The organism is Sphingobium sp. 3R8 (genome assembly GCF_020166615.1).
GTDB classification, from domain to species: domain Bacteria; phylum Pseudomonadota; class Alphaproteobacteria; order Sphingomonadales; family Sphingomonadaceae; genus Sphingobium; species Sphingobium bisphenolicum.
This window is the reverse complement of record NZ_JAIQXR010000025.1, coordinates 1-17,467: the sequence shown is the minus strand read 5'-3', so window position 1 is coordinate 17,467 and position 17,467 is coordinate 1. Positions and strand designations below refer to the sequence as shown.

Below are 17,467 nucleotides of genomic sequence, written 5' to 3'. Positions count from 1 at the left end.
TCTCGAGAGTCTCTGCTGCGCCCTTCTCGGCGGACGGCTCACCTTGGCCTGGGTGGCGACGCACATCAGCGCGCTGCTTATCCGGGCAGGGCATAGTGCGGCTGGCAGTTTGATCATCGCCCATTATCCCCTCGCAGTGGCGGCGCCGTTATTGCGGCGCTCGTTCTCCTAGATTTGCATACCCTTACCTCTAGGCTTCGTCAATATTAGATCGATATCGTTCGATTATACTCTTTGCTTGCTTGGCATTTTGGCGCGTCGGCGCAGACCGCCGTCTGCATGTTCATGCCCGCTATTTCCGGACGGCATATCCATGGACGCAACGCGGCATCGCTTACGCTCGAAGGTGATGACTGGGGCGATCGATCAGGTCGCGCACCGTTTCATAACGGCGAGGAAAAATTGGCGGGCTTTTGACCCACGACGGCATCGCTTGCGCGGCCCTTCTTCAGTTCCACGACGAGCAGGCGCTTGCGATCTTTACTTATCGCCAGAATGTCCAGGGCGCCCGTATCTGTCGGATATTGCTGACCGACAATCTCACCCTCATCGGTGAAAATGTCAAAGTCGCGGCCCAGTTCGGTTTGAGCCCAGTTGGCGACGAGGAAATCCTCCAAATGCTTTTCCATGCCGAAAGCCACAGGGTCCTCGACAAGCCCCTCGCTCGTCATGACCGGCGCTACGGCGGGTGCAGGCAATCCGCCGATCAAAGCCTCAATCTCCTGCGCGTGTCCGGAGATGTTCGAGACAGTCCCGATCGAACCAGTAGAGTTCTTCAGCGCATCGCTCATCGCCGACCGGTCGACGTGGATGTCATACCAGCGGACATTGCGACGATGAGGCAGGATTTGGCTTTCCGCGTACCAATATTCCCCTTCAATCTCGCCCACACGATAACGGCCGGCCCCATCGGGGGAGAGGATGACATCGCCCGGCCGCAACCCCTTCGATACTGTCCAGATCGCTCCGCACGCCAAACCTGCAGCGACCTTGCTCTTATCGGGGTGAATTTCGAGATAGATCGGCACATAGGCCGCGTTGAAAGGCCGCCACGTCTCGGGCAGCTTGTCGGACAGGTCTTCGTGAATATCGAAATGCGTTCCGGTAAAACCACCCTCGAAGCACGCCTGTGCGTGAACGCTCTTTCTTCCAAGCATGATCCGATAGTAATTCTTCACTGCTGCCCCCTCCGGTAGGTGGCTGAGACCATAGCCACATCGTCGGCAAGGGTGTCAAAGTCTTCTATCCGTGAGTCACCTGATTACCGACATACCTCGCGGAACGGCGAGTGTTTTTGAGCCGATCGTGCCGGGTTGCGACGAAAATGCGCTCGATAGGGCCTGATACCCCAATGGGACCCCGCGCATAGGCGCTGGCCCGGCCTCATATCTAAGTCATTGAAAGGTGGTGGACGCACTAGGGCTCGAATCTAGGATTCGCTGATTACGAGGATCTGCTGCCCTATAGATGCCCCAAAAAGAGGGCTCGACGTCAAAATATCTGTAAGACTTTGAAAAATGGTGCCGGGGACGGAACCCAAGAGATCAAATAAATATTTGATTTCAATTCTTGGTTGCTCAGCAGCCGCAATGAGATACCGCAAATTATACCACGCAGCATAAATAGTAACCCCAAGCCTTAACTAAGCTCATGATATCATACAATAATTTTACATGGGGTGTCCATCTCCGGCCGCTTGCTTCCAAAGACTGAGAAATCTTCACGTTTTGAACACCGGTTCGGTTCCCATTTGAACAGCTTTAGCGTCACTTTTGGGCAGTATTAAATCCCTTGTAGGTCGTTCAGCCGCCAAATTTTTCATTCTAGGTGCTTACAGTCCGCTTTCCAAACGCCACACTAACGGGCCGCGTGACCATTGCGCACGGCTTCTCTGTGATCGCCGGTGCGCCAAAGGGGCCGTAATCGACGCCCGTATAATTACGACTTGAAGTAGCGGGGATTATCCCAGTCCGCCGGGTCGCCGACCAGTCCCTTGGGGTTGGTGATATCAATCAGCTGGTGAAGCTCTTGGAGCAAAGCGCCATCTGCCGGGCATTTTTGTCCACGTGGGTTTGGAAACAGGCTCATGATATGCTGGGGAACGATCGGTCCTAAGCCACCCCAATAGGTGTAATCCTCGCCGACCAGGATGCGATCGACCTTGGTATCTCGCGCGGCGTGGCCGCCATCGGCCTGCTTCGCATGCGGTAGATAATGCATCGAGTGCTCGAATTGCCACGCTGGATCGCTTCCTTCATGGCGATAGGTGCGATCACCAACCATATAACTCTTTGGTCCAGGGATTTGAGGCTTTTTTCGGGCGAAGCGCGGATCATGCCAATATTGATCGAACGACAACGCTTCATCGACGCGCATCCAATAGATTACCCGTGGATGGATGCGCCCTAGGCCGTTCTTGGCAGAACCGGCCATGCCAATGATGATGTCGCCTTCATGCGCATGTTGGCGGATCTGAGGCATGCAGCACGCCAATGTACACCAGCCGAAGAACGGGTTGGGTGCAAAGCCAAGATCATGATCAAGGCGATATGTCCGAGTGCCCAAGCCGTGCTCCTAACACTTCACCTGCCCTGCTTCGGGCCGGTCGACGGGAACACCGGATGCGTCACGTGGATCATCACCCCCGCCACCGGCGATCCGTATCCTGAGCAGGTCTGCCGACCAGCCGCACTGGGTGCCATATTTCTCGGCTATAGGATGCAGGTCGGAATAGGGAAAACCTTCGCCAAACACCACCACGATGTCACCGCCCGATTGGTTGCATTGACGCGCAGCCACTTCCAGCTCAGGCAAAGCGCAGGTTGCCTCATCTAATGGGATAATGACCGAGGAGCCATCTAGATAAGATGTATCCTGCACATCTTCGGGTTTGATAAACACCACTACGGACAGATCCGCACCCGCATCGCGCAATAGTTCGAGGATTTTGCTTTGATCGATGGTGCATGCGGTATGGAGGACGACAAAGATGCGACCGTCGAAGCGCTTCACGATTTCAAATTCTTGCGCCACCATTTTCTCCCGTCCGCTTCGATACCGCTGGTTCCAGAAGTTATTACTCTTCCTTATTCTTCCGAACACGGGATGCTGTGTGGTAAGAGGGTTTGATACGCAGACCGCAAGATTTGCCGTAAGAAGCTGTAGATTAATCGTCTGATAACGCCACTACGCTCGCCGAACACACCGTTCCCCTTGAGGTCGCGGTTGCGCGGAAGGTGACGATTCCTTTTCGCCACATAGCGTCGCGTGCAGCGCCGCGCGTCCGCACGTCGAGAATGTCCCCGCGCCAGCCGCCCAAGCTCAGCTCATTACGCGCAGCAGGATCGAGACCAAGTGCGATCCGGGCTGCCTCGCGTCGCGCCATTACTTCCGCGAGGCCAGCGTCTGCTACCAATTGAAGCTCGCGGTCGTCGAGCTCCACACCTAAAATATTTGAACCGTCAGCATCGGCTACGCCAATCCCAGCCAGACGACCTCCAAAATCCAGATAAACCGAGGGTGAGAAATTAACGCTGCGTTGCTTGAGATCAATGGAGACCGTTCCACGTCCCTCGGTACGCAGTTCGTTAAAAATTGCGAATCCGCTAAGAATCGCGTCCTCCCATTCCCAATAATGCACTGGCGCCACTTCGAGACCGGTAACAAGTGCTTCGAGCCGCTTCAGAAATGCGAACGACATATCGTTGGCGTCAGCAAACAAGCGCTGCGGCTGCGCGGTGGAGCGTGACGCTGTTAGGCCCGCGACCCGCATTCCCTCGATATATATGGCGTTGATGACGGCTTCTTCGACGATGTTGGCACGCGCACCGTCCTCGACCTCATCTATCTTCGGATCGCTCCTGCGTTTCCGCTCCATTAGCTTACGCAGAACTGGCGACCATCCGAGTTTGGCAGCGAATGCTAGGTGCATCACGTCGTGGAAGCGATAGCCATCGTCGTGATAGGCGTTGTCAGTCAGATCATCACCAAGCCGCTTCCCGTTGAGATACATACGCGAGCGACCGCGGGCGACGGTCACGAACGTTACCTCAAACGTCCTAGGAATCTGCTCGTGGTCCGGCCGGGCATTATCATACAGTGGCGTCGGCTCCCCTCGCCTAAAACGCCGGTTCAATTTGAGGATATTGGTCGAGGCGACGTCGTTCAGATTGAGCCCATAGAGACTGGCGATCGCCGACAGATGCCAGAAGATTTCAGCCAGTACCAACTCTACCGGACGATCCGGGAGGCTAAGGTTAAGTTCCTTTTCGATCGGGGGGAGTTTTGCCCGTAGGAGTTCCGCCGTCAGCTGCTGCAGCACTGCTAAGCAAACTTCGACCAACTGGTCGTCGCGCGTCCTTGAGGTGAGGAAGGCAAGTTCGCGAAATTCCTCCAGTGTCGCAGATCCTTCCGCCGCTGCGGTGAGGAAACCCGGCGCATCTTGCAGGAATCGTTCACCATTTGTCCCAAGCACCTCTCGAATCTTCTCCGAGCGCCGGTCAGTCCCGGCAATTTCTGTATGGAGCAAACGCACATCGGCGACGACAAAGTCGCTGCCGATCCCTGATGCGGCACCAATCGCGAAGCAATACCAGAGCGAGTCACCCAGTTCTTCGACGATCTCGTCGTTGGGAACGCCCCAGGTTCTGCGCCCAGCCGAGAGCAACCGCTTCTTGATTGCAGTAACTAGAGAACCAATCTCGCCAACCAAGCCGAACAGAGCGATATCGAACCGTTCATCAGGCTTATCCTTGGCTTGGTCAGTTTCGCTAACGAACCAGGCATAGTCGGCTATCGTCAATATGCTATCGTTGACCGCCTGGCGCATCTGCACGCCTGAGCCTACTGGCGAGTGCGTCAAGATACGATCCCGTCAAGGAATGCGGCTTTGCCGCCACGCGCTGGATGGCGCACCTTCACGCAATTGACTCCCATTTCGGCCATAGCTCCATGAGCCTCTGTGCCGATCGCGACAATGCGATGCGGCACCACCATATCTATCACATCACGGGTGAGAGTGCGGCAAGCCGTCAGCTCGGCTGCCGTGTGCCGCCGGTTGCTAAGAGGCACGCCGGGCTGATGGGTATGAAGGGGAAATACATTCCATAAAAGCACGCGGCGTTTTGTCCGCAACACCGCATCCCACACAATGCTGGCAGTTTGCTCGGTATCAGGTCCCCCGGCGGTGGCGCGTTTGATTTCCGAAAGGCCCCAGAGCTCTGCATGATCGCTGAGATGCCGGTCGTCGGTCATAGCGAGCCCGGTGCGGCGCGCGCCCCGATGACCGGGTTCAAGGGCAATCCAGAGATCGTCAACGCCGCGCAATGCAGCCTCAAAAGTACACAGTAGGTTTGCGCGACGGATTTCCGCTGCATTGGGCAGGTCATAGGTAGCGCATCGATCAGTATAGGGGTTAAACACGTCGCGGAAGCGCAACTGCGCCAGCCGCGCGACGATTTCCGCCGGCCCGAATCTGGTCAGTGTCATTGTTCCCCCTCATTCGCCCTGCCGTCGGCTTTCGCGTTGTCCGCCGAAGCATCGGCCACGTGCCCCGCCTCCTCGGTGTTACTCACTTGGACCTCACGGCGTCTTGCAATCTCGGTCACAACAGGCTCTCCAGAGACCTTGACCGTGCCAGCCTCAGCCAGCGGCTTTTTCCCCAGATCTTCCATTCTGCTCGACAAATCTGCGATGATGAATGCCGCCTCCAGCGCGATAAAGCTCGTGAGCCAAAGTTTCACTAGGCTGGCCGCTGAGACCGCGGTCGCATCGCGCCGACCCCCGCCCTGGCTCTCCGGCGCACCTTCCAACGCACGGGCACCTACGACAATCCCGATCGACATCATCATTGCCAGAATGGGCAATCTGATCGCACTTGGCTCCTGTGAGTTGCCTGGGCAAAGGACCATTATAACAGAGATAACCGCGGCCACAGCGGCCACGCCGGTCGCCACACCGCGCCGCAACCGCTCGGCGCTGCGCAATCGCTTCAGTTCCTTCTCATCGATCATCAACGTTCCTTGTCCGAGGCGCGCTACGGCCTGATCAGCATGCGTACCACCAGCGTGACTACCGCGCCGAGCATCAGAGCTAGTGCCCATCGCAAAATAGCAACATCGCGCTCGATCGCGTGCAAGCGTTCATCAAACTCTCGTTCGACATCGTCGATGTTTGCCTTAAGCCCGGCCAGCGACTGAATTTCACCTGCGATCGGCAGAATGATGTCTGTGGGAATGTTAAGCTGTGGCTTCAAATCTCGGCGTGGCTTTGCCGTCTTTTCGTCGAGATCGGCGAACGTGACCATGAATAGCGCATCCCCACGCCGCAGATGGACATCACCTGGACCCGCATTGAATACTGCGAAAATGAGACGTCCGTAAAAGCCCGGATCGGCGTGAAATCCAGATACGTTAACTAATCCCTTGAACTTGGACTTTGATCGAAGCGCAATAAATGCGAAGGCGTCATCCGGCACTTTCACGACTTCCTCAGTCAACAGAAACGCGAACTGACCGGGCGGGATGAAAAAGGCTTCGTCATCCTTGAGCAATCGGACACTGTCCTTTTTGTCGGCCTTGGCAGGAGACACATAGACTTCGCCGCCCATCGTCAAAAGATAGCCTGCCGGATCAAGCTTCTCGGCGGCAAACACCGATTTGCCCTTCGCGTCACATATGAGCAGTTCGGCCTCGGCGCGTACTGCTATCGTCTGGCTGCTCCAGACGCCTCGCCCCCCGGCCTCCCGGGTAGCCCATCGGCCGTCGGCTGAGTTGCTAGTGAAGAAACGCCAACTTTGGTGTCCAACGTGTCTCGTTCGCTCACAGCAACATTCCTTGGCGCGGGGCGCTTGCGCGCGGGATAATCTCGGGTACGCTCAGGTTCCAGCGCGGCGGGAAGGTCGGACGCGGCAAGACACCTTGACCGGCATAGCCCTGCTTGATCCGAGTCCTTCCACTCAGGCCCGGCACCTCGGGATGTGCGACCCGCGAATATTTGCTGATCTCGCAGAATAGGTTTTGACAATCGATCGGCTGCAGGCGCCGGCCAAATAGTCCGTGGAAGTCAATGGCAAGCCTCGCAAACTCGCGTTCTTGAATATCTACCATCTCGTGGATTACAGCTTCTGCGTTACGGCCGCCCGTCGAGACAAAGCATTTGGCGATGCCATCAAGCGCGCCAGGGCCTGCCACCACGAACGAGCCTTCGTCAAACGGGAGCAGCGATGAATAGTTGAGATCGATTGTATACTGAAAAGCTAGGAAACCACCGAGCCCCGGCCATGGCTTCAACGAATCATAGACTGCAGCGAGGCTGGTTGCGCGTTCTATGCGTCCCGGCATCCCCTCTTCCATCATCTGACGCAAAAGGACGAGATGATTAGCGTGCTTGCGTACTTGTCCGAGCCGCGGGGCGGGCATGATATAGGCCGCTGAATAAATCCGATTGCCCTGCTGCATAGCAGTGTCGAGTACCCGGGCGATCGCGTCGAGATCGGCTGATTGCCACGACAGGGTGCCGAACTCACGTTCAAGGAGCTCCCAGGTTTCAATGCGATTGAACAGCTTGAATAACATTGTGCGGAAGAAGAGTTCAGCCGGTGCCTGTGAGCGATCGGACCTGTACTGAACCTCCCGGATCAAATATTGGCTGACCTTGTCCGCCGCTCGATAGGTGTTGGTGAACCGAAATCCGCGCAAGACCGCATCGTCCGTCCATGGCCCATCGGGATCGACCAGCCGGCGCCGGTATATCGCAAGCCGTTCGGCCGCGAAGCGCCAATAGCTGTCGTAAACAATCGTCGTTTCCATCGGGCCGTACAGCGTCATTTTCCCTCGATAGCCTGCAAAGCTGGAGCGGGCCAATTGGTTGTGCGTGACGCGTTATAGCGGGTTTGCCTGCAAGCACCACCAGGCCAGTGATCAAACACCGTAGCCGACCTTCGCCTCACGCCGCACGCCAGCATCGAAAGATTTGCACGGCCACGATTTAGTTAGGCGACTCTACTTGGTTTCTGGCCCAACCTCCCGCACTTGCCTTATATTTAAGATATCTTTATCAATCATCCGCCTAAGTAAATCGTATAAATTGAGCATATCGCAACCGCCAAGGGGGACGCATCGACTTGATCTTGCAAAGCGTGCGGTCGGGCTCGCATACGCCACCAAGCGCGTGGCGCACGCTGCATTAGGGCGGCGGCGGTTATACGTGCTTCGACCTCTGCCGTTAACTTGACATAGAGTCGACATCTCGTTCTGGTGCACTGATCGAGATGGCAAGTGCATAACGCACTTGATCAGATTGGTTTTGGCGGACTTGCCCCCCAAATTTGATCCACGAAGTCTCGCACATGCGGCCTACTGCAGAATTCGCAATCTGCAATGCGATAGCGCAATGTACGAAGTCGATCGATGGGCCGACCCCAAGGATCAACCTGCCAGTAGTTGGTGGCGGCAAGACCAGCCTTGGACCGCAGCATCTCTAATACGATCAACGCTCCGGCCAAGTTACTGACGAAGGCAAAGGGGGCGAGAACCTGGCGCCCTTCCGGGGTACTGAGCGCCTGTTCAGCGCAGAGTTGCTTAAAGAGACTGTCGTAAGCCATACCCACGAATGCGGAGGTAGGATGCTCCGGATACCGCAATGCGATCAGAGTAGCCGCCGCAGGCGTTATCAGGTTTTCTTTCACCATGGCGATATCGATGCCAAGGCCGTCTGCAATAGCGCGCTCACGGACATTCTCGAGATCCACATGCTTATAGATACAGGATAGGCAGGCTCTATCGGTGGGAAGTTCATGGGAATGGACCACCACCGAACGGATGTCTGTTGTCGATGCATCGAACACCCTGCCCGGCACTTCCGCCTGAATGCTCCGCCGAACGCGTCGACTGTCGACTGTCACCATCACGGTGTGCTGCATCCCATTCAATGCTACATATTCGTGAAAGTCGCCGACGAAGGGTTGCAGTGTAACGGATTGCAGATCGGCCTGCGCGTTGCGTGTCAAAGCGACTGCCTTATCGACGCCAACATCGGCCTCCTGAAGGTACAGGCATCGGTTCAAGTTGCCGCCGCCAACCTTCTTTGGGTCCACGATCGGCATAAGGCCCTTTGCATGGACGTGGCGTAGCGCGCGGACGAAGCCGTGACCGACAGCACCCGCACCAATTAGGACCGCGTCTTCCAAATTCAGCGAAGTTTCCAGAGCGGATTCAGTGATCCCAAGATCGGTGAGTCTGATAGTCAGCGGAAGCGCTGTTGCTGGGATACCTTGCGAATCGATCGCTTTGCTGAGCGTCGCCGCAGCGACTTGGCAGGCTGCAATGGCGGCGAACAAACCATGAGGCGATGAGTTGGAAACGCTGACCGGCTCTGCATCGATCACCGCCTTTTGCCTGTCGATCGACCCGTAAAGGTGGAGGACAGTTGCTCGTGCCTCGACATCACCGACGACAAGTTCGACCACAGCGTCGTTGGAGGGGACGAACGTGACGTTGATCGTGCGCTCGAGCAATGCGCAGATCTCAGAAGCCCAGCTCTGGCTCTTTTCATCCGATGCAGATGTGATGAGGACCGTGCGGTCGAGACGTTCGGCGGCTTCATCCTCGTTAACACCGATGAGCGATGCGAGCATCCTCGCGTTTTCCTGCTGAGGGTTGATCACATCGTCACTCCGATCCGGCCGGAAGGACCACCACTGGGCGCGCGCACCCATTCGTTCTGAGCGGAAAGTTCGTATGTCGCAGCCTGCTCGAAAAAGTTGGCAGGGGTCGTGCTGACGGCGAATCTGGGAATAACCAGAGAGAGCGCGCCCTCGTGACGTACTATCGCCCATTCATCATCCGCCTTGGAATGGAATGCCTGCCCCGGATGACTGTGGACCTGCGCCACAATCTTGAGACGCTTCGCGCGCAGGTGGGTCATCAACGCCCGCAGGCTTTCCCTCGGCAGCTTGAAGTAGTCGACATCAGTGATCTGGTTCGGCCTGTAGACCTCCACGATCGGGTAGGGCGGCCGGACCGCCGAAAGCGGCGCAAGCCATAGCACCACCTGCTCTTCGCCAACGGCGCCACCCGCGCGAAGGACGTCGATCGTCTGATCGAGCGTCTGAAGGGAGCAATTGATCGTCGTCATCCTACTGCCTTCTTCCATGCGCGATACAACTGGGAGACGATGCCGATGAGGTCGTTTCCCGACTTTCCCCGATGGCTGGACCACAGTTCATTCACGTGGCTCGGGTGCGTGTGGTATTCCTGCGCTCCCCGCATGCAGACGAAGAAGCGGTTGGTTATTGGGTGGTGTCCGGGGTGAAAGACGCCCCCGACATTAGGCGGTGCGGCCACTACGGGGGTGCCGTCAGCCTTCAGCAATTCGATGCTGGGCGGAAATTCATCCCACCGGCTGCAATCGAGGCGGAGCCGAAGCGGCGCGGCAATCGGATGATCGAAGATCACATCGAAAACGGGGTATTCGCTGCTGACCACTGTCCAGCCCCAGCGTTTGACGGCTGCCAGATCGAGGCGGACCATGTCCGCCTCGAATGCCGACCTCGATAGTGCCTCAAGCATCGCCGCCGCCGCCTTCCAGAGGCATCCAGTCCAACTCGATCGTCCCGCTGAGCCCCGCCTGGGCAAAGGTCTGCGAGATGGCCACATCGGTGCCGGCTACACTGGCAACCCAATCGGTGGTTTCGGTCAGTCCCAGCTTTCGCGCCGCCTTTTCTAGCACCGAGGAAATCAGCTCACTGTCCTTGACCTTCAGCGCCCCCTCAGCGGGGAAGATGCCGCTCGTCGTCAGAACCGTGACCAGCAGCTTGCCGACCCCATGCTTCGGGCGGGAGACGATATGTTCGACGCCTTTAGGACACAGCGACAGTGTGCCGCTTGCCGTCAGGACAACATCAGGCTCGTCCTCGCGCTCCAGAACCCACTCATGGCCGCTGGGCGGCGACCAGATCGAGTGGAACTCGTCAGTCTCCATGATGTCGGTGCCCCAGATCTGTCCGATCTCATTCACCGTGAAGGAGAAGGACTCACCGGAGGGGAAAACCCGCAGCGCAGCGTGCGGATGGTCAGAAAGCCTGATCTTGTCTTCGCCGAGGAAGAGATGCGTGCGCCCCTTCTCGACGAGGATCGCGACATGTTCGCTGGCGGGCGTGAAGCCAGCGGCATTCAATGCCTCACGCGTTTCGATCAGATCGTCATCGAAGCGCACCATGGTGCCGTTGACTTCGAGGTGATTGTCGGGGCGAACCCGCCCGGAATCGAGGGTATCCATTCTGCATTACTCCGTTGTCACGACAAAAGCGCCGCGACTCTTGACGATCGCATCATTCAGACTAAAATGCCTCATGAGTCTCGATCTGGACTAAGTATGCATCGGGACTATATTGCGCGTCAAGTCCATTTATAGACAAGGAGTGTTTTGTCATGGTCACGCACGCCCCCGACGCCCAGATGGGCGCCGGGCGATCAAGGATTCCGGTCGAATTAGAGGCCTTTTTCGGCATGGCCGAACGGTGGAATCTCTCGACCGATGAGCAAATCCTGCTTCTAGGATCACCCGGCCGCTCGACGTTCTTCAAATGGAAGAAGGAAGGCGGCAACCTGCCTGCCGACACCCTGGAGCGGCTTTCCCATCTGTTGGGCATCTGGAAATCGCTTCGGATACTTTTCACGGTCGACGATCAGGCGGAGGAATGGATAAGGCGACCGAACCGATACTTCGACGACGCAAGTGCGCTCGACGTACTTTTGGAGGGCACAATGATGAGCATCTACAAGGTTCGGAGATTTCTGGATGCGCAGCGTGGCGGTTGATCTTGGACCCATCGTCCCGTGGAGCGGCGAGACCTATCGGCTCATTCCGTCTCGCTTCCCTCCGGTGGCCGTATACGAGGGCCTGGTCGCCAATGACCAAATAGCTGATCTCGTCGAAGTCGAAAATCTGACAAACCCCAGGCTCAAGGCCCAGGAGCGCATTGCCGACCTGGCCGGTGAGGATCCCCATACATCGGCACGGCTTCAAAATTGGAATCATGCCCCATTCGCCTATGGCAATCCTGATGGCAGCATCTTCTTTGACGAATTGACGCCCTGTCTCGAGGTTGCGACCGACCGTCAGACGGCACTCGCGGTGTCAGTGGCGCGTCGAGAACGCTTTCTCGGCTACACCCGCGAACCCGCGACCGGCCTGGATATGCGAATGCTCAAGACGCCTGTGGACGGTCGCTTCGTGGATCTTAGATCGCTCGAACCCAAAGAATTGGAATTGTGTGGTCGGGAACTGGGAGCAAAGCTGGCTGAAGGTGCGCACGGCATCCTTTATCGACCGATCGAACGCCCGACTGCCACGGCCATCTCGATCGTGAACGCTCAGGTGCTTGGGCGAGCGATACAGACCGTCCACTTTCGCTTTATGTGGAATGGAGACCGAATCGCTACCCTGTACTCATTCGATGCGGCGGGGACGGAGATCAAAACCATCGACCTCCGAGGCGAAGCAGACTGCATCGCCGCCTAGGTGCGTATGTTGGATTTCGCTGGTTTGGCAGGAATCCTTCCGGCATCCCACCCTTCAAGGCGGACCACCTCATGATAGCTGCACTTGGGTTGTTTGCATACGATACTTGGTACGACCCGCCCATCGGCTTCGATCGTATGATCACGTAAGGTGATGCCGTGCCCTTGGGAGCATGTTACCTCGGCCTTGAAGCGCGCAATCGTGCTAGGATGGCTTGGCTTCCACTGCAAGCGGGGAGGCTTTCCATCCCCGCGATGGCGGGCAAGGGATCGAAGCGGGTAGCGGGGCTGATGCGCCCGGCGCGTCGCTATCGCTGGGGGAGTTGCGGGTTTCGAAGGAAGCGTCGAGGCGTTGATTTCCCGCGCCGGCCCAACAAGAAAGCGAACAATAGCACGTAACCATCTCGGCATTGGTAGCTCCCGTTCTGATCAGCCGCGCCGGAAAAACCAGACTGTTCTCTTATTGTTCGTAGCGCAATGCATGTTCAGGCTCAATCAAAACTCCTCACTGCTAATGCCATCAAAATCAAAATGAAAAGTAGCCTAGCGACTAGTTGAGGACCATTATTGATGCATTAAAAGAGGCCCCGCCGCGCGATGCGCTGACGGGGCCGAAGTTCAGGGAGGTGTCACTCAAGGGGGGAAGAGTGACAGGACATAGATAGGGCGTCCCTTCTCACATTCAATGCAAGGCAGCGCCCGATCCTGACGCGAGGCTGTTCACCGTCGCTGCCGACGGCCTTGGGTCAAGGCCTTGAGACTATCGACCGGGATCAACGTCATGGCCCCGACCTTGACGATGTCGATTTCGCCCTCGGCAATCAGCTCATAGAGCTTGGAGCGACCGATACCGGTAATGCGGCAGGCTTCCTTGATGCGGACCGTGATCCGCTCAGGTGTGGGTTCGAGAGTCATGGCTTGATCCCCTTGCTGTTTGCGGGCGGCAGGCGCTCGGGTTCGACGGTCTTGCCAAGCCGCCGTTCCACCAGTTCCATGAACCGCTGGTAGCGCACGCGGCCAAGCTGCGCGGTCTCGGGATCGAACGCGGGCTGATGGGCAACCAGGGTCAGCTGATGTTGGACGAACAGACCAAGGATTTCGGTGAGCGCATCGACCTTGCGCTCGAGCCGCTCGGCGGCGCGGCTCTGCCGGTCGAGCCGGGGTCCGAAGCGCTGGTCGAGTTCGTTGCCTGCCTTGCGCTCGAGCCAGGCGGTGAGCGCGTCGGTGAGGATGGTCGTCTTCGATGCGCCCGGCGCAGCGGTCAGCGCCTCGAGCTTTGCCGACAGAGCGTCGGGCAGGTAGAATTGATGGCGGGTCTTGAACGTCTTCACGGCGGACGATCCTTTCGCCTGCCAGGATCGCGCCTGCGGTCGCCAATGGACAGAGGCTCGCTGGTGCCGCCCGGGGCCATCCAAGGCCGGCTCGTTCAACTGATGCCCAATCCCCGCGCCCGGGCGCCGATAGTCCAGCTGATGCCCTCGCCCCGCATAATGCCCGAGACAGATTTGCCGACCGCGCGCTCGAGCACGGGCCGCCAGGGCACGAGGCTGAACTCTTGGGCGTGCTCGATCAGCGCATAGCGTTTGTCGCCGACCTCCACGGCGCGGCGATAGATGCCTTCGATCGGCGCGTCAGCATGGGGCTGGCGATGGACAAGGCCGGTGTCCTGCTCGATGCCCGCGATCACGCGATAGATTTCGCGACGTTGGAGCACCTGCAACATGCTGCGACGATAGCGCGTGGCCCCTTCGTCGCCCTCGGCCAGCTGTTGTTCAACCAGCCATTGCCGCCGCTGCTGCATCGCCCCGCGCACCTCTGCCCCAAAGCCGCGCTGCAAGGGCTCGGGCGTGGAAGAGGTGAGCTGGCGGTCGAGCCATGTCTCGCCATCATGGGCGGGCAACTGCTCGAGCGGCCTGTGCGACAGCGTCTCGATGATCACCGGTGCTTTAAGCCCCTGTCGCTGCTCATGGACCAGCGCGTCGGCGAGATGGTCGGGGCCGATCTGCCATGTCCCGTCAACCAAGCGCTTGGGCCTGCCGATCGAACGCCGCATGGCTTCAAGGCGACGGACATGGGCCTGGGCGCCGCTCTCGCTCATCGCGGGATCATGACGCAGGTGGATCTCGACACTGTATTTGCCGTCATGCTGACTGGCGATGGCAGCAACGGTGCGATCCACGGTGCGGACTTCGGCCGGACGGGGCGCGAGGCGCAGGATCGCGCCCTTGGCATGAACGGACTGGTCTTCGCGGATATCGACATAATGGCTGCGGCCATCGATGCCGTCGATAATCATGTAGCGGCGGTCACGATGTTCGTCCGACAGGCCGGTCGCCACCAGGCGGCCGATGATCGGTGTGGCTAACGGGTCGCGGCTGTCGAACACCGCATGGTCCTGCGGCGGCCGGGCGATGCCCGCTTCGCGCAGGGCGCGGTTCAGGGTGCGGATGATGTCGCCACGCTCGCCCATCCGGCGCAGGGTTGGTTCAAAGTCAGGATCGAGCGTCCATTGGCCGGCCTTGCCTTCGCTGGCGATGCCAAGTCGTTCGAGCGTGCGCAGGCGGCCGATGCGCAGGGCATGTTCGCGTGGCTCGCTGGCGGTCACCATCAACTGGCAATCGCCATTGGCTTCGCGCAGCAGGCGGCGATCGATGCCGGTAAACCGCTCCTGGCCGATCTCGCGGTCCTGCGCCGCCATGATCTCATGGGTTGTACGCGGCCCAAGGTCGAGGCTCACCAGTTCCTCTGCGCGGCTGCGCAGGCCCTGGGTCAGATAGTCGCGGGCGATGACCAGATCCTTGCCCCGCTCGTCCACGCCGCGCAGCATGACATGGCTATGGGGATGGCCGGTGTTGAAGTGATCGACCGCGACCCAGTCGAGCCTTGTGCCCAGATCTTTTTCGCCTGACTCATCAGGCGACGGACCAGGGGTTTCAAATCCTCATACTCCGCCCCATCTTCGGGCGCGACGATGAAGCGAAACTGGTGGCGATCCCCTTGCCCGCGCGCGAGGAAGGCTTTTTCATCGACCCTGTCGACATCCGCGCCGTAGAGCGCGCCGCGCTCGCCCTCGCGGGTGGTGCCGTCGCGCTGCAGGTATCGCAGGTGCGCGGCGGCGGCCATGCCCTTGCCCCCGAGCTTCACGATCCGCGCCTTCACGACGACGCGCCGTGCGCGCAGGCCAGACATGCGCTGCGATGCACCCAGCACGCGGCCGACGCCCGCGCCGCGCCCGATCGCAGCGCCGGTGAAGCGGCGGCCCTTGGCGCTCGCCATACCCCCCGCACGGCGGGCACGGGCAAGGGTCTGGCCGACGCTGCGATCCTTCGCGCCAATGCGACCGAGCCAGAGTTCGAAGTCGTCGTCGGGCATCCTGTCCTCCTCTTGGTCCGTAAAGGACAAGAGGATGGGCAGGCCCCATAGCCCCGTTCAAGGGCCTCCAACCAGACGCCAGCAATACCGGGCTACCCGCTACCTTAGGAGGCAAGGCGCTTTCCATGCCTCCATTGCAAAGCCTGTGCAGACGCCCGATCGCTTGCCCCATGGAGGCAGCGCTTTAATCTTGCCGTCCCTTCTATCCCCCCGAATCCACCTCTTCGGACGCCTATGGACATTCCCCACCGCAGCCGCCGACGACCAGCCCCGGCGCAGTGGGCCTGCGGATCGTCCGCATGATCCTTGCGGTCACACCGCAAGGGCCGTAGCGCGCACGGGATAGCTTGGGACGCTGGAAAAAGCGTCGGATGCAAGAGCCAGAGGGAAAGTAAAATGCTGCCATCACGCACGTTGAGCGTGTCGATCAACCATAGTTGGCAGGCGCTCTATGAATGGATCTGGCGACCGGAATATTTCACCAAATGGGCGTCGGGTCTCGCCGAATCCGACCTTCGACAAGAGGGCGATGCGTGGCTTGCCGATGGCGCGGACGGGCCGATCCGCATCCGGTTCACGCCGCATAATGACCATGGAATCATGGATCATTGGGTCGATACGGGCAGCGGTGCCGCCATCGCTATCCCGATGCGGATCATCGCCAATGGCGACGGGGCCGAGGTCCTGCTGACGCTGTTTCGACAGCCCGACATGGATGACGAACGCTTCTCGGCGGACGTCAAATGGGTGATGCGGGATTTGAAGAAATTGAAGGCGCTAATCGAGGGCTAGGCGGCCTTGGCGAGGTCCTCGATCCGCGCGCTGCAAAGCTCGCGGATAAGGTCCTGCAACAGCGCGACCCGTTCGCTAAGCCACGCCAGTTGCTCGGGCGTGATGACATATTGGCGTGAGTATCGCGCCTTCACATAGGCCGCGCGCAGCAGTTCATAACAGCGCCGCTCGAACTTGGTCTCGGCGGGCCAGACGGCGGCAAGACGCGGCTCAAGTTGCTCGGTCTGGGAGCGCAAACGGTTCAGATTGTGGGTCTTGGGGCTGTATAAAGTGCGGACCAGAAACAGGCAGTGATAGAAGCGTTCGGTGGCTTGGTGAAGGTCGAAGGCAGCCTCTTTCAGGTAGCCTTTCGCAAGGTCTTCCGTTGCAATTTCAAATCGTCTCCGGGCGCTCTCGAACCACTCGTCGAAGTAATCCTGCGTCTCCTGCAGCGCCTGATTTGCCGTCAACGGCTGCGGTTCGGCCAGCGGATGATCCGGCTCCTCGAACAGGATTATGCCATCGCGCACGATGTCCATGAAGAAGTAACGGCCGAGCTTCAGCTGGGCGTTCACGTCATCGATGCTGTGGTAGATCGGGCTGACCTGAGTGCGCAGGCGTGACCCATCGGCAAGCGCGTCGAGCAACTTCGCCTCGGTCTTCATCCAGAACTCCGCGCCGTCGGTGAAATCCTCGCCGCTCACCACGACGAGGATATCGAAGTCGGAGAAATAGCGGCCCACCGGGTCCTCGACCCAATCGCCGCGCGCATAGCTGCCAAACAGGATGATCTTGAGGATGCG

Annotated in this window: 20 protein-coding genes; 3 read left to right on the top strand and 17 right to left on the bottom strand. The window is 58.8% G+C overall.

Translation table 11 applies throughout. From position 1 onward, the window contains the following. Positions 1-383: 383 nt before the first annotated feature. The 12 genes from K9B33_RS19605 to K9B33_RS19550 form a co-directional block, all read right to left on the bottom strand. Positions 384-1,178 carry a hypothetical protein gene (locus K9B33_RS19605; protein WP_224550784.1) on the bottom strand — a complete coding sequence of 265 codons (795 nt, stop codon included), beginning with the start codon at positions 1,176-1,178 and terminating at the stop codon, positions 384-386. A gap of 760 nt (positions 1,179-1,938) precedes the next feature. Beyond that, positions 1,939-2,565, bottom strand: coding sequence for a hypothetical protein (locus K9B33_RS19600; RefSeq protein WP_224550782.1), 627 nt, complete (start codon positions 2,563-2,565; stop codon positions 1,939-1,941). Between the two features lie 9 nt (positions 2,566-2,574). Then, on the bottom strand, positions 2,575-3,036 hold the full coding sequence (locus K9B33_RS19595) for a hypothetical protein (RefSeq protein WP_224550781.1): 462 nt from the start codon (positions 3,034-3,036) through the stop codon (positions 2,575-2,577). A gap of 130 nt (positions 3,037-3,166) precedes the next feature. Beyond that, complete coding sequence (locus K9B33_RS19590; protein WP_224550855.1) at positions 3,167-4,828, bottom strand: hypothetical protein; 1,662 nt, start codon at positions 4,826-4,828, stop codon at positions 3,167-3,169. Between the two features lie 29 nt (positions 4,829-4,857). Continuing rightward, the gene (locus K9B33_RS19585; RefSeq protein ID WP_224550779.1) at positions 4,858-5,487 is read right to left on the bottom strand and encodes a uracil-DNA glycosylase; all 630 of its coding nucleotides are present in this window, start codon (positions 5,485-5,487) and stop codon (positions 4,858-4,860) included. Next, entirely contained in the window at positions 5,484-6,011 is a 528-nt protein-coding gene (locus K9B33_RS19580; RefSeq protein ID WP_224550778.1) for a hypothetical protein, read from the bottom strand. Before K9B33_RS19580 ends, K9B33_RS19585 begins: the two co-directional genes overlap by 4 nt. A gap of 23 nt (positions 6,012-6,034) precedes the next feature. After that, the gene (locus K9B33_RS19575; protein WP_411974042.1) at positions 6,035-6,706 is read right to left on the bottom strand and encodes a dCTP deaminase domain-containing protein; all 672 of its coding nucleotides are present in this window, start codon (positions 6,704-6,706) and stop codon (positions 6,035-6,037) included. 112 nt (positions 6,707-6,818) lie between these two features. Continuing rightward, positions 6,819-7,826, bottom strand: coding sequence for a nucleotide kinase domain-containing protein (locus tag K9B33_RS19570; protein WP_224550775.1), 1,008 nt, complete (start codon positions 7,824-7,826; stop codon positions 6,819-6,821). A gap of 467 nt (positions 7,827-8,293) precedes the next feature. Continuing rightward, positions 8,294-9,664, bottom strand: coding sequence for a ThiF family adenylyltransferase (locus K9B33_RS19565; RefSeq protein ID WP_224550773.1), 1,371 nt, complete (start codon positions 9,662-9,664; stop codon positions 8,294-8,296). Beyond that, complete coding sequence (locus tag K9B33_RS19560; RefSeq protein ID WP_224550772.1) at positions 9,661-10,134, bottom strand: Mov34/MPN/PAD-1 family protein; 474 nt, start codon at positions 10,132-10,134, stop codon at positions 9,661-9,663. Before K9B33_RS19560 ends, K9B33_RS19565 begins: the two co-directional genes overlap by 4 nt. Further along, positions 10,131-10,529 (bottom strand): putative metal-binding protein, encoded by a 399-nt coding sequence (locus tag K9B33_RS19555; protein ID WP_224550770.1) that lies wholly within the window; start codon positions 10,527-10,529, stop codon positions 10,131-10,133. The genes K9B33_RS19560 and K9B33_RS19555 overlap by 4 nt, the downstream gene beginning before the upstream one ends. A gap of 31 nt (positions 10,530-10,560) precedes the next feature. Then, complete coding sequence (locus K9B33_RS19550) at positions 10,561-11,277, bottom strand: hypothetical protein (protein ID WP_224550769.1); 717 nt, start codon at positions 11,275-11,277, stop codon at positions 10,561-10,563. 152 nt (positions 11,278-11,429) lie between these two features. Between K9B33_RS19550 and K9B33_RS19545 the strand changes: the two genes are divergently transcribed. Together K9B33_RS19545 and K9B33_RS19540 are read left to right on the top strand one after the other, a co-directional pair. Further along, positions 11,430-11,819 (top strand): antitoxin Xre/MbcA/ParS toxin-binding domain-containing protein, encoded by a 390-nt coding sequence (locus K9B33_RS19545; protein WP_224550768.1) that lies wholly within the window; start codon positions 11,430-11,432, stop codon positions 11,817-11,819. Continuing rightward, on the top strand, positions 11,800-12,522 hold the full coding sequence (locus K9B33_RS19540) for an RES family NAD+ phosphorylase (RefSeq protein ID WP_224550767.1): 723 nt from the start codon (positions 11,800-11,802) through the stop codon (positions 12,520-12,522). The genes K9B33_RS19545 and K9B33_RS19540 overlap by 20 nt, the downstream gene beginning before the upstream one ends. A 719-nt stretch (positions 12,523-13,241) precedes the next feature. On the opposite strand, the gene K9B33_RS19535 is transcribed toward K9B33_RS19540, so the two are convergent. From K9B33_RS19535 to K9B33_RS19520, 4 genes are all read right to left on the bottom strand, one after another. Beyond that, positions 13,242-13,436, bottom strand: a complete 195-nt coding sequence (locus tag K9B33_RS19535; protein ID WP_224550765.1) for a helix-turn-helix domain-containing protein — start codon at positions 13,434-13,436, stop codon at positions 13,242-13,244. Further along, positions 13,433-13,852, bottom strand: a complete 420-nt coding sequence (locus K9B33_RS19530; RefSeq protein WP_224550764.1) for a CopG family transcriptional regulator — start codon at positions 13,850-13,852, stop codon at positions 13,433-13,435. The genes K9B33_RS19535 and K9B33_RS19530 overlap by 4 nt, the downstream gene beginning before the upstream one ends. 95 nt (positions 13,853-13,947) lie before the next feature. Continuing rightward, entirely contained in the window at positions 13,948-15,348 is a 1,401-nt protein-coding gene (locus tag K9B33_RS19525; protein WP_224550762.1) for a DUF3363 domain-containing protein, read from the bottom strand. Then, on the bottom strand, positions 15,291-15,893 hold the full coding sequence (locus K9B33_RS19520; RefSeq protein ID WP_224550760.1) for a hypothetical protein: 603 nt from the start codon (positions 15,891-15,893) through the stop codon (positions 15,291-15,293). The genes K9B33_RS19525 and K9B33_RS19520 overlap by 58 nt, the downstream gene beginning before the upstream one ends. A gap of 396 nt (positions 15,894-16,289) precedes the next feature. Between K9B33_RS19520 and K9B33_RS19515 the strand changes: the two genes are divergently transcribed. Beyond that, the gene (locus K9B33_RS19515; protein ID WP_224550759.1) at positions 16,290-16,685 is read left to right on the top strand and encodes a polyketide cyclase; all 396 of its coding nucleotides are present in this window, start codon (positions 16,290-16,292) and stop codon (positions 16,683-16,685) included. Here the strand turns inward: K9B33_RS19515 and K9B33_RS19510 are convergent. After that, positions 16,682-17,467, bottom strand: a 786-nt coding sequence (locus K9B33_RS19510) for a HEPN domain-containing protein (protein ID WP_224550758.1), incomplete at its 5' end; no start/stop codon positions are given. The genes K9B33_RS19515 and K9B33_RS19510 overlap by 4 nt on opposite strands.

Bases quoted from the DNA above. Each gene is read 5' to 3' on its own strand.
- K9B33_RS19595 (WP_224550781.1), bottom strand. From the start codon at position 3,036: ATGGTGGCGCAAGAATTTGAAATCGTGAAGCGCTTCGACGGTCGCATC.
- K9B33_RS19590 (WP_224550855.1), bottom strand. From the start codon at position 4,828: ATGCGCCAGGCGGTCAACGATAGCATATTGACGATAGCCGACTATGCC.
- K9B33_RS19585 (WP_224550779.1), bottom strand. From the start codon at position 5,487: ATGACACTGACCAGATTCGGGCCGGCGGAAATCGTCGCGCGGCTGGCG.
- K9B33_RS19580 (WP_224550778.1), bottom strand. From the start codon at position 6,011: ATGATCGATGAGAAGGAACTGAAGCGATTGCGCAGCGCCGAGCGGTTG.
- K9B33_RS19570 (WP_224550775.1), bottom strand. From the start codon at position 7,826: ATGACGCTGTACGGCCCGATGGAAACGACGATTGTTTACGACAGCTAT.
- K9B33_RS19560 (WP_224550772.1), bottom strand. From the start codon at position 10,134: ATGACGACGATCAATTGCTCCCTTCAGACGCTCGATCAGACGATCGAC.
- K9B33_RS19555 (WP_224550770.1), bottom strand. From the start codon at position 10,529: ATGGTCCGCCTCGATCTGGCAGCCGTCAAACGCTGGGGCTGGACAGTG.
- K9B33_RS19550 (WP_224550769.1), bottom strand. From the start codon at position 11,277: ATGGATACCCTCGATTCCGGGCGGGTTCGCCCCGACAATCACCTCGAA.
- K9B33_RS19545 (WP_224550768.1), top strand. From the start codon at position 11,430: ATGGTCACGCACGCCCCCGACGCCCAGATGGGCGCCGGGCGATCAAGG.
- K9B33_RS19540 (WP_224550767.1), top strand. From the start codon at position 11,800: ATGCGCAGCGTGGCGGTTGATCTTGGACCCATCGTCCCGTGGAGCGGC.
- K9B33_RS19535 (WP_224550765.1), bottom strand. From the start codon at position 13,436: ATGACTCTCGAACCCACACCTGAGCGGATCACGGTCCGCATCAAGGAA.
- K9B33_RS19525 (WP_224550762.1), bottom strand. From the start codon at position 15,348: ATGCTGCGCGGCGTGGACGAGCGGGGCAAGGATCTGGTCATCGCCCGC.
- K9B33_RS19520 (WP_224550760.1), bottom strand. From the start codon at position 15,893: ATGCCCGACGACGACTTCGAACTCTGGCTCGGTCGCATTGGCGCGAAG.
- K9B33_RS19515 (WP_224550759.1), top strand. From the start codon at position 16,290: ATGCTGCCATCACGCACGTTGAGCGTGTCGATCAACCATAGTTGGCAG.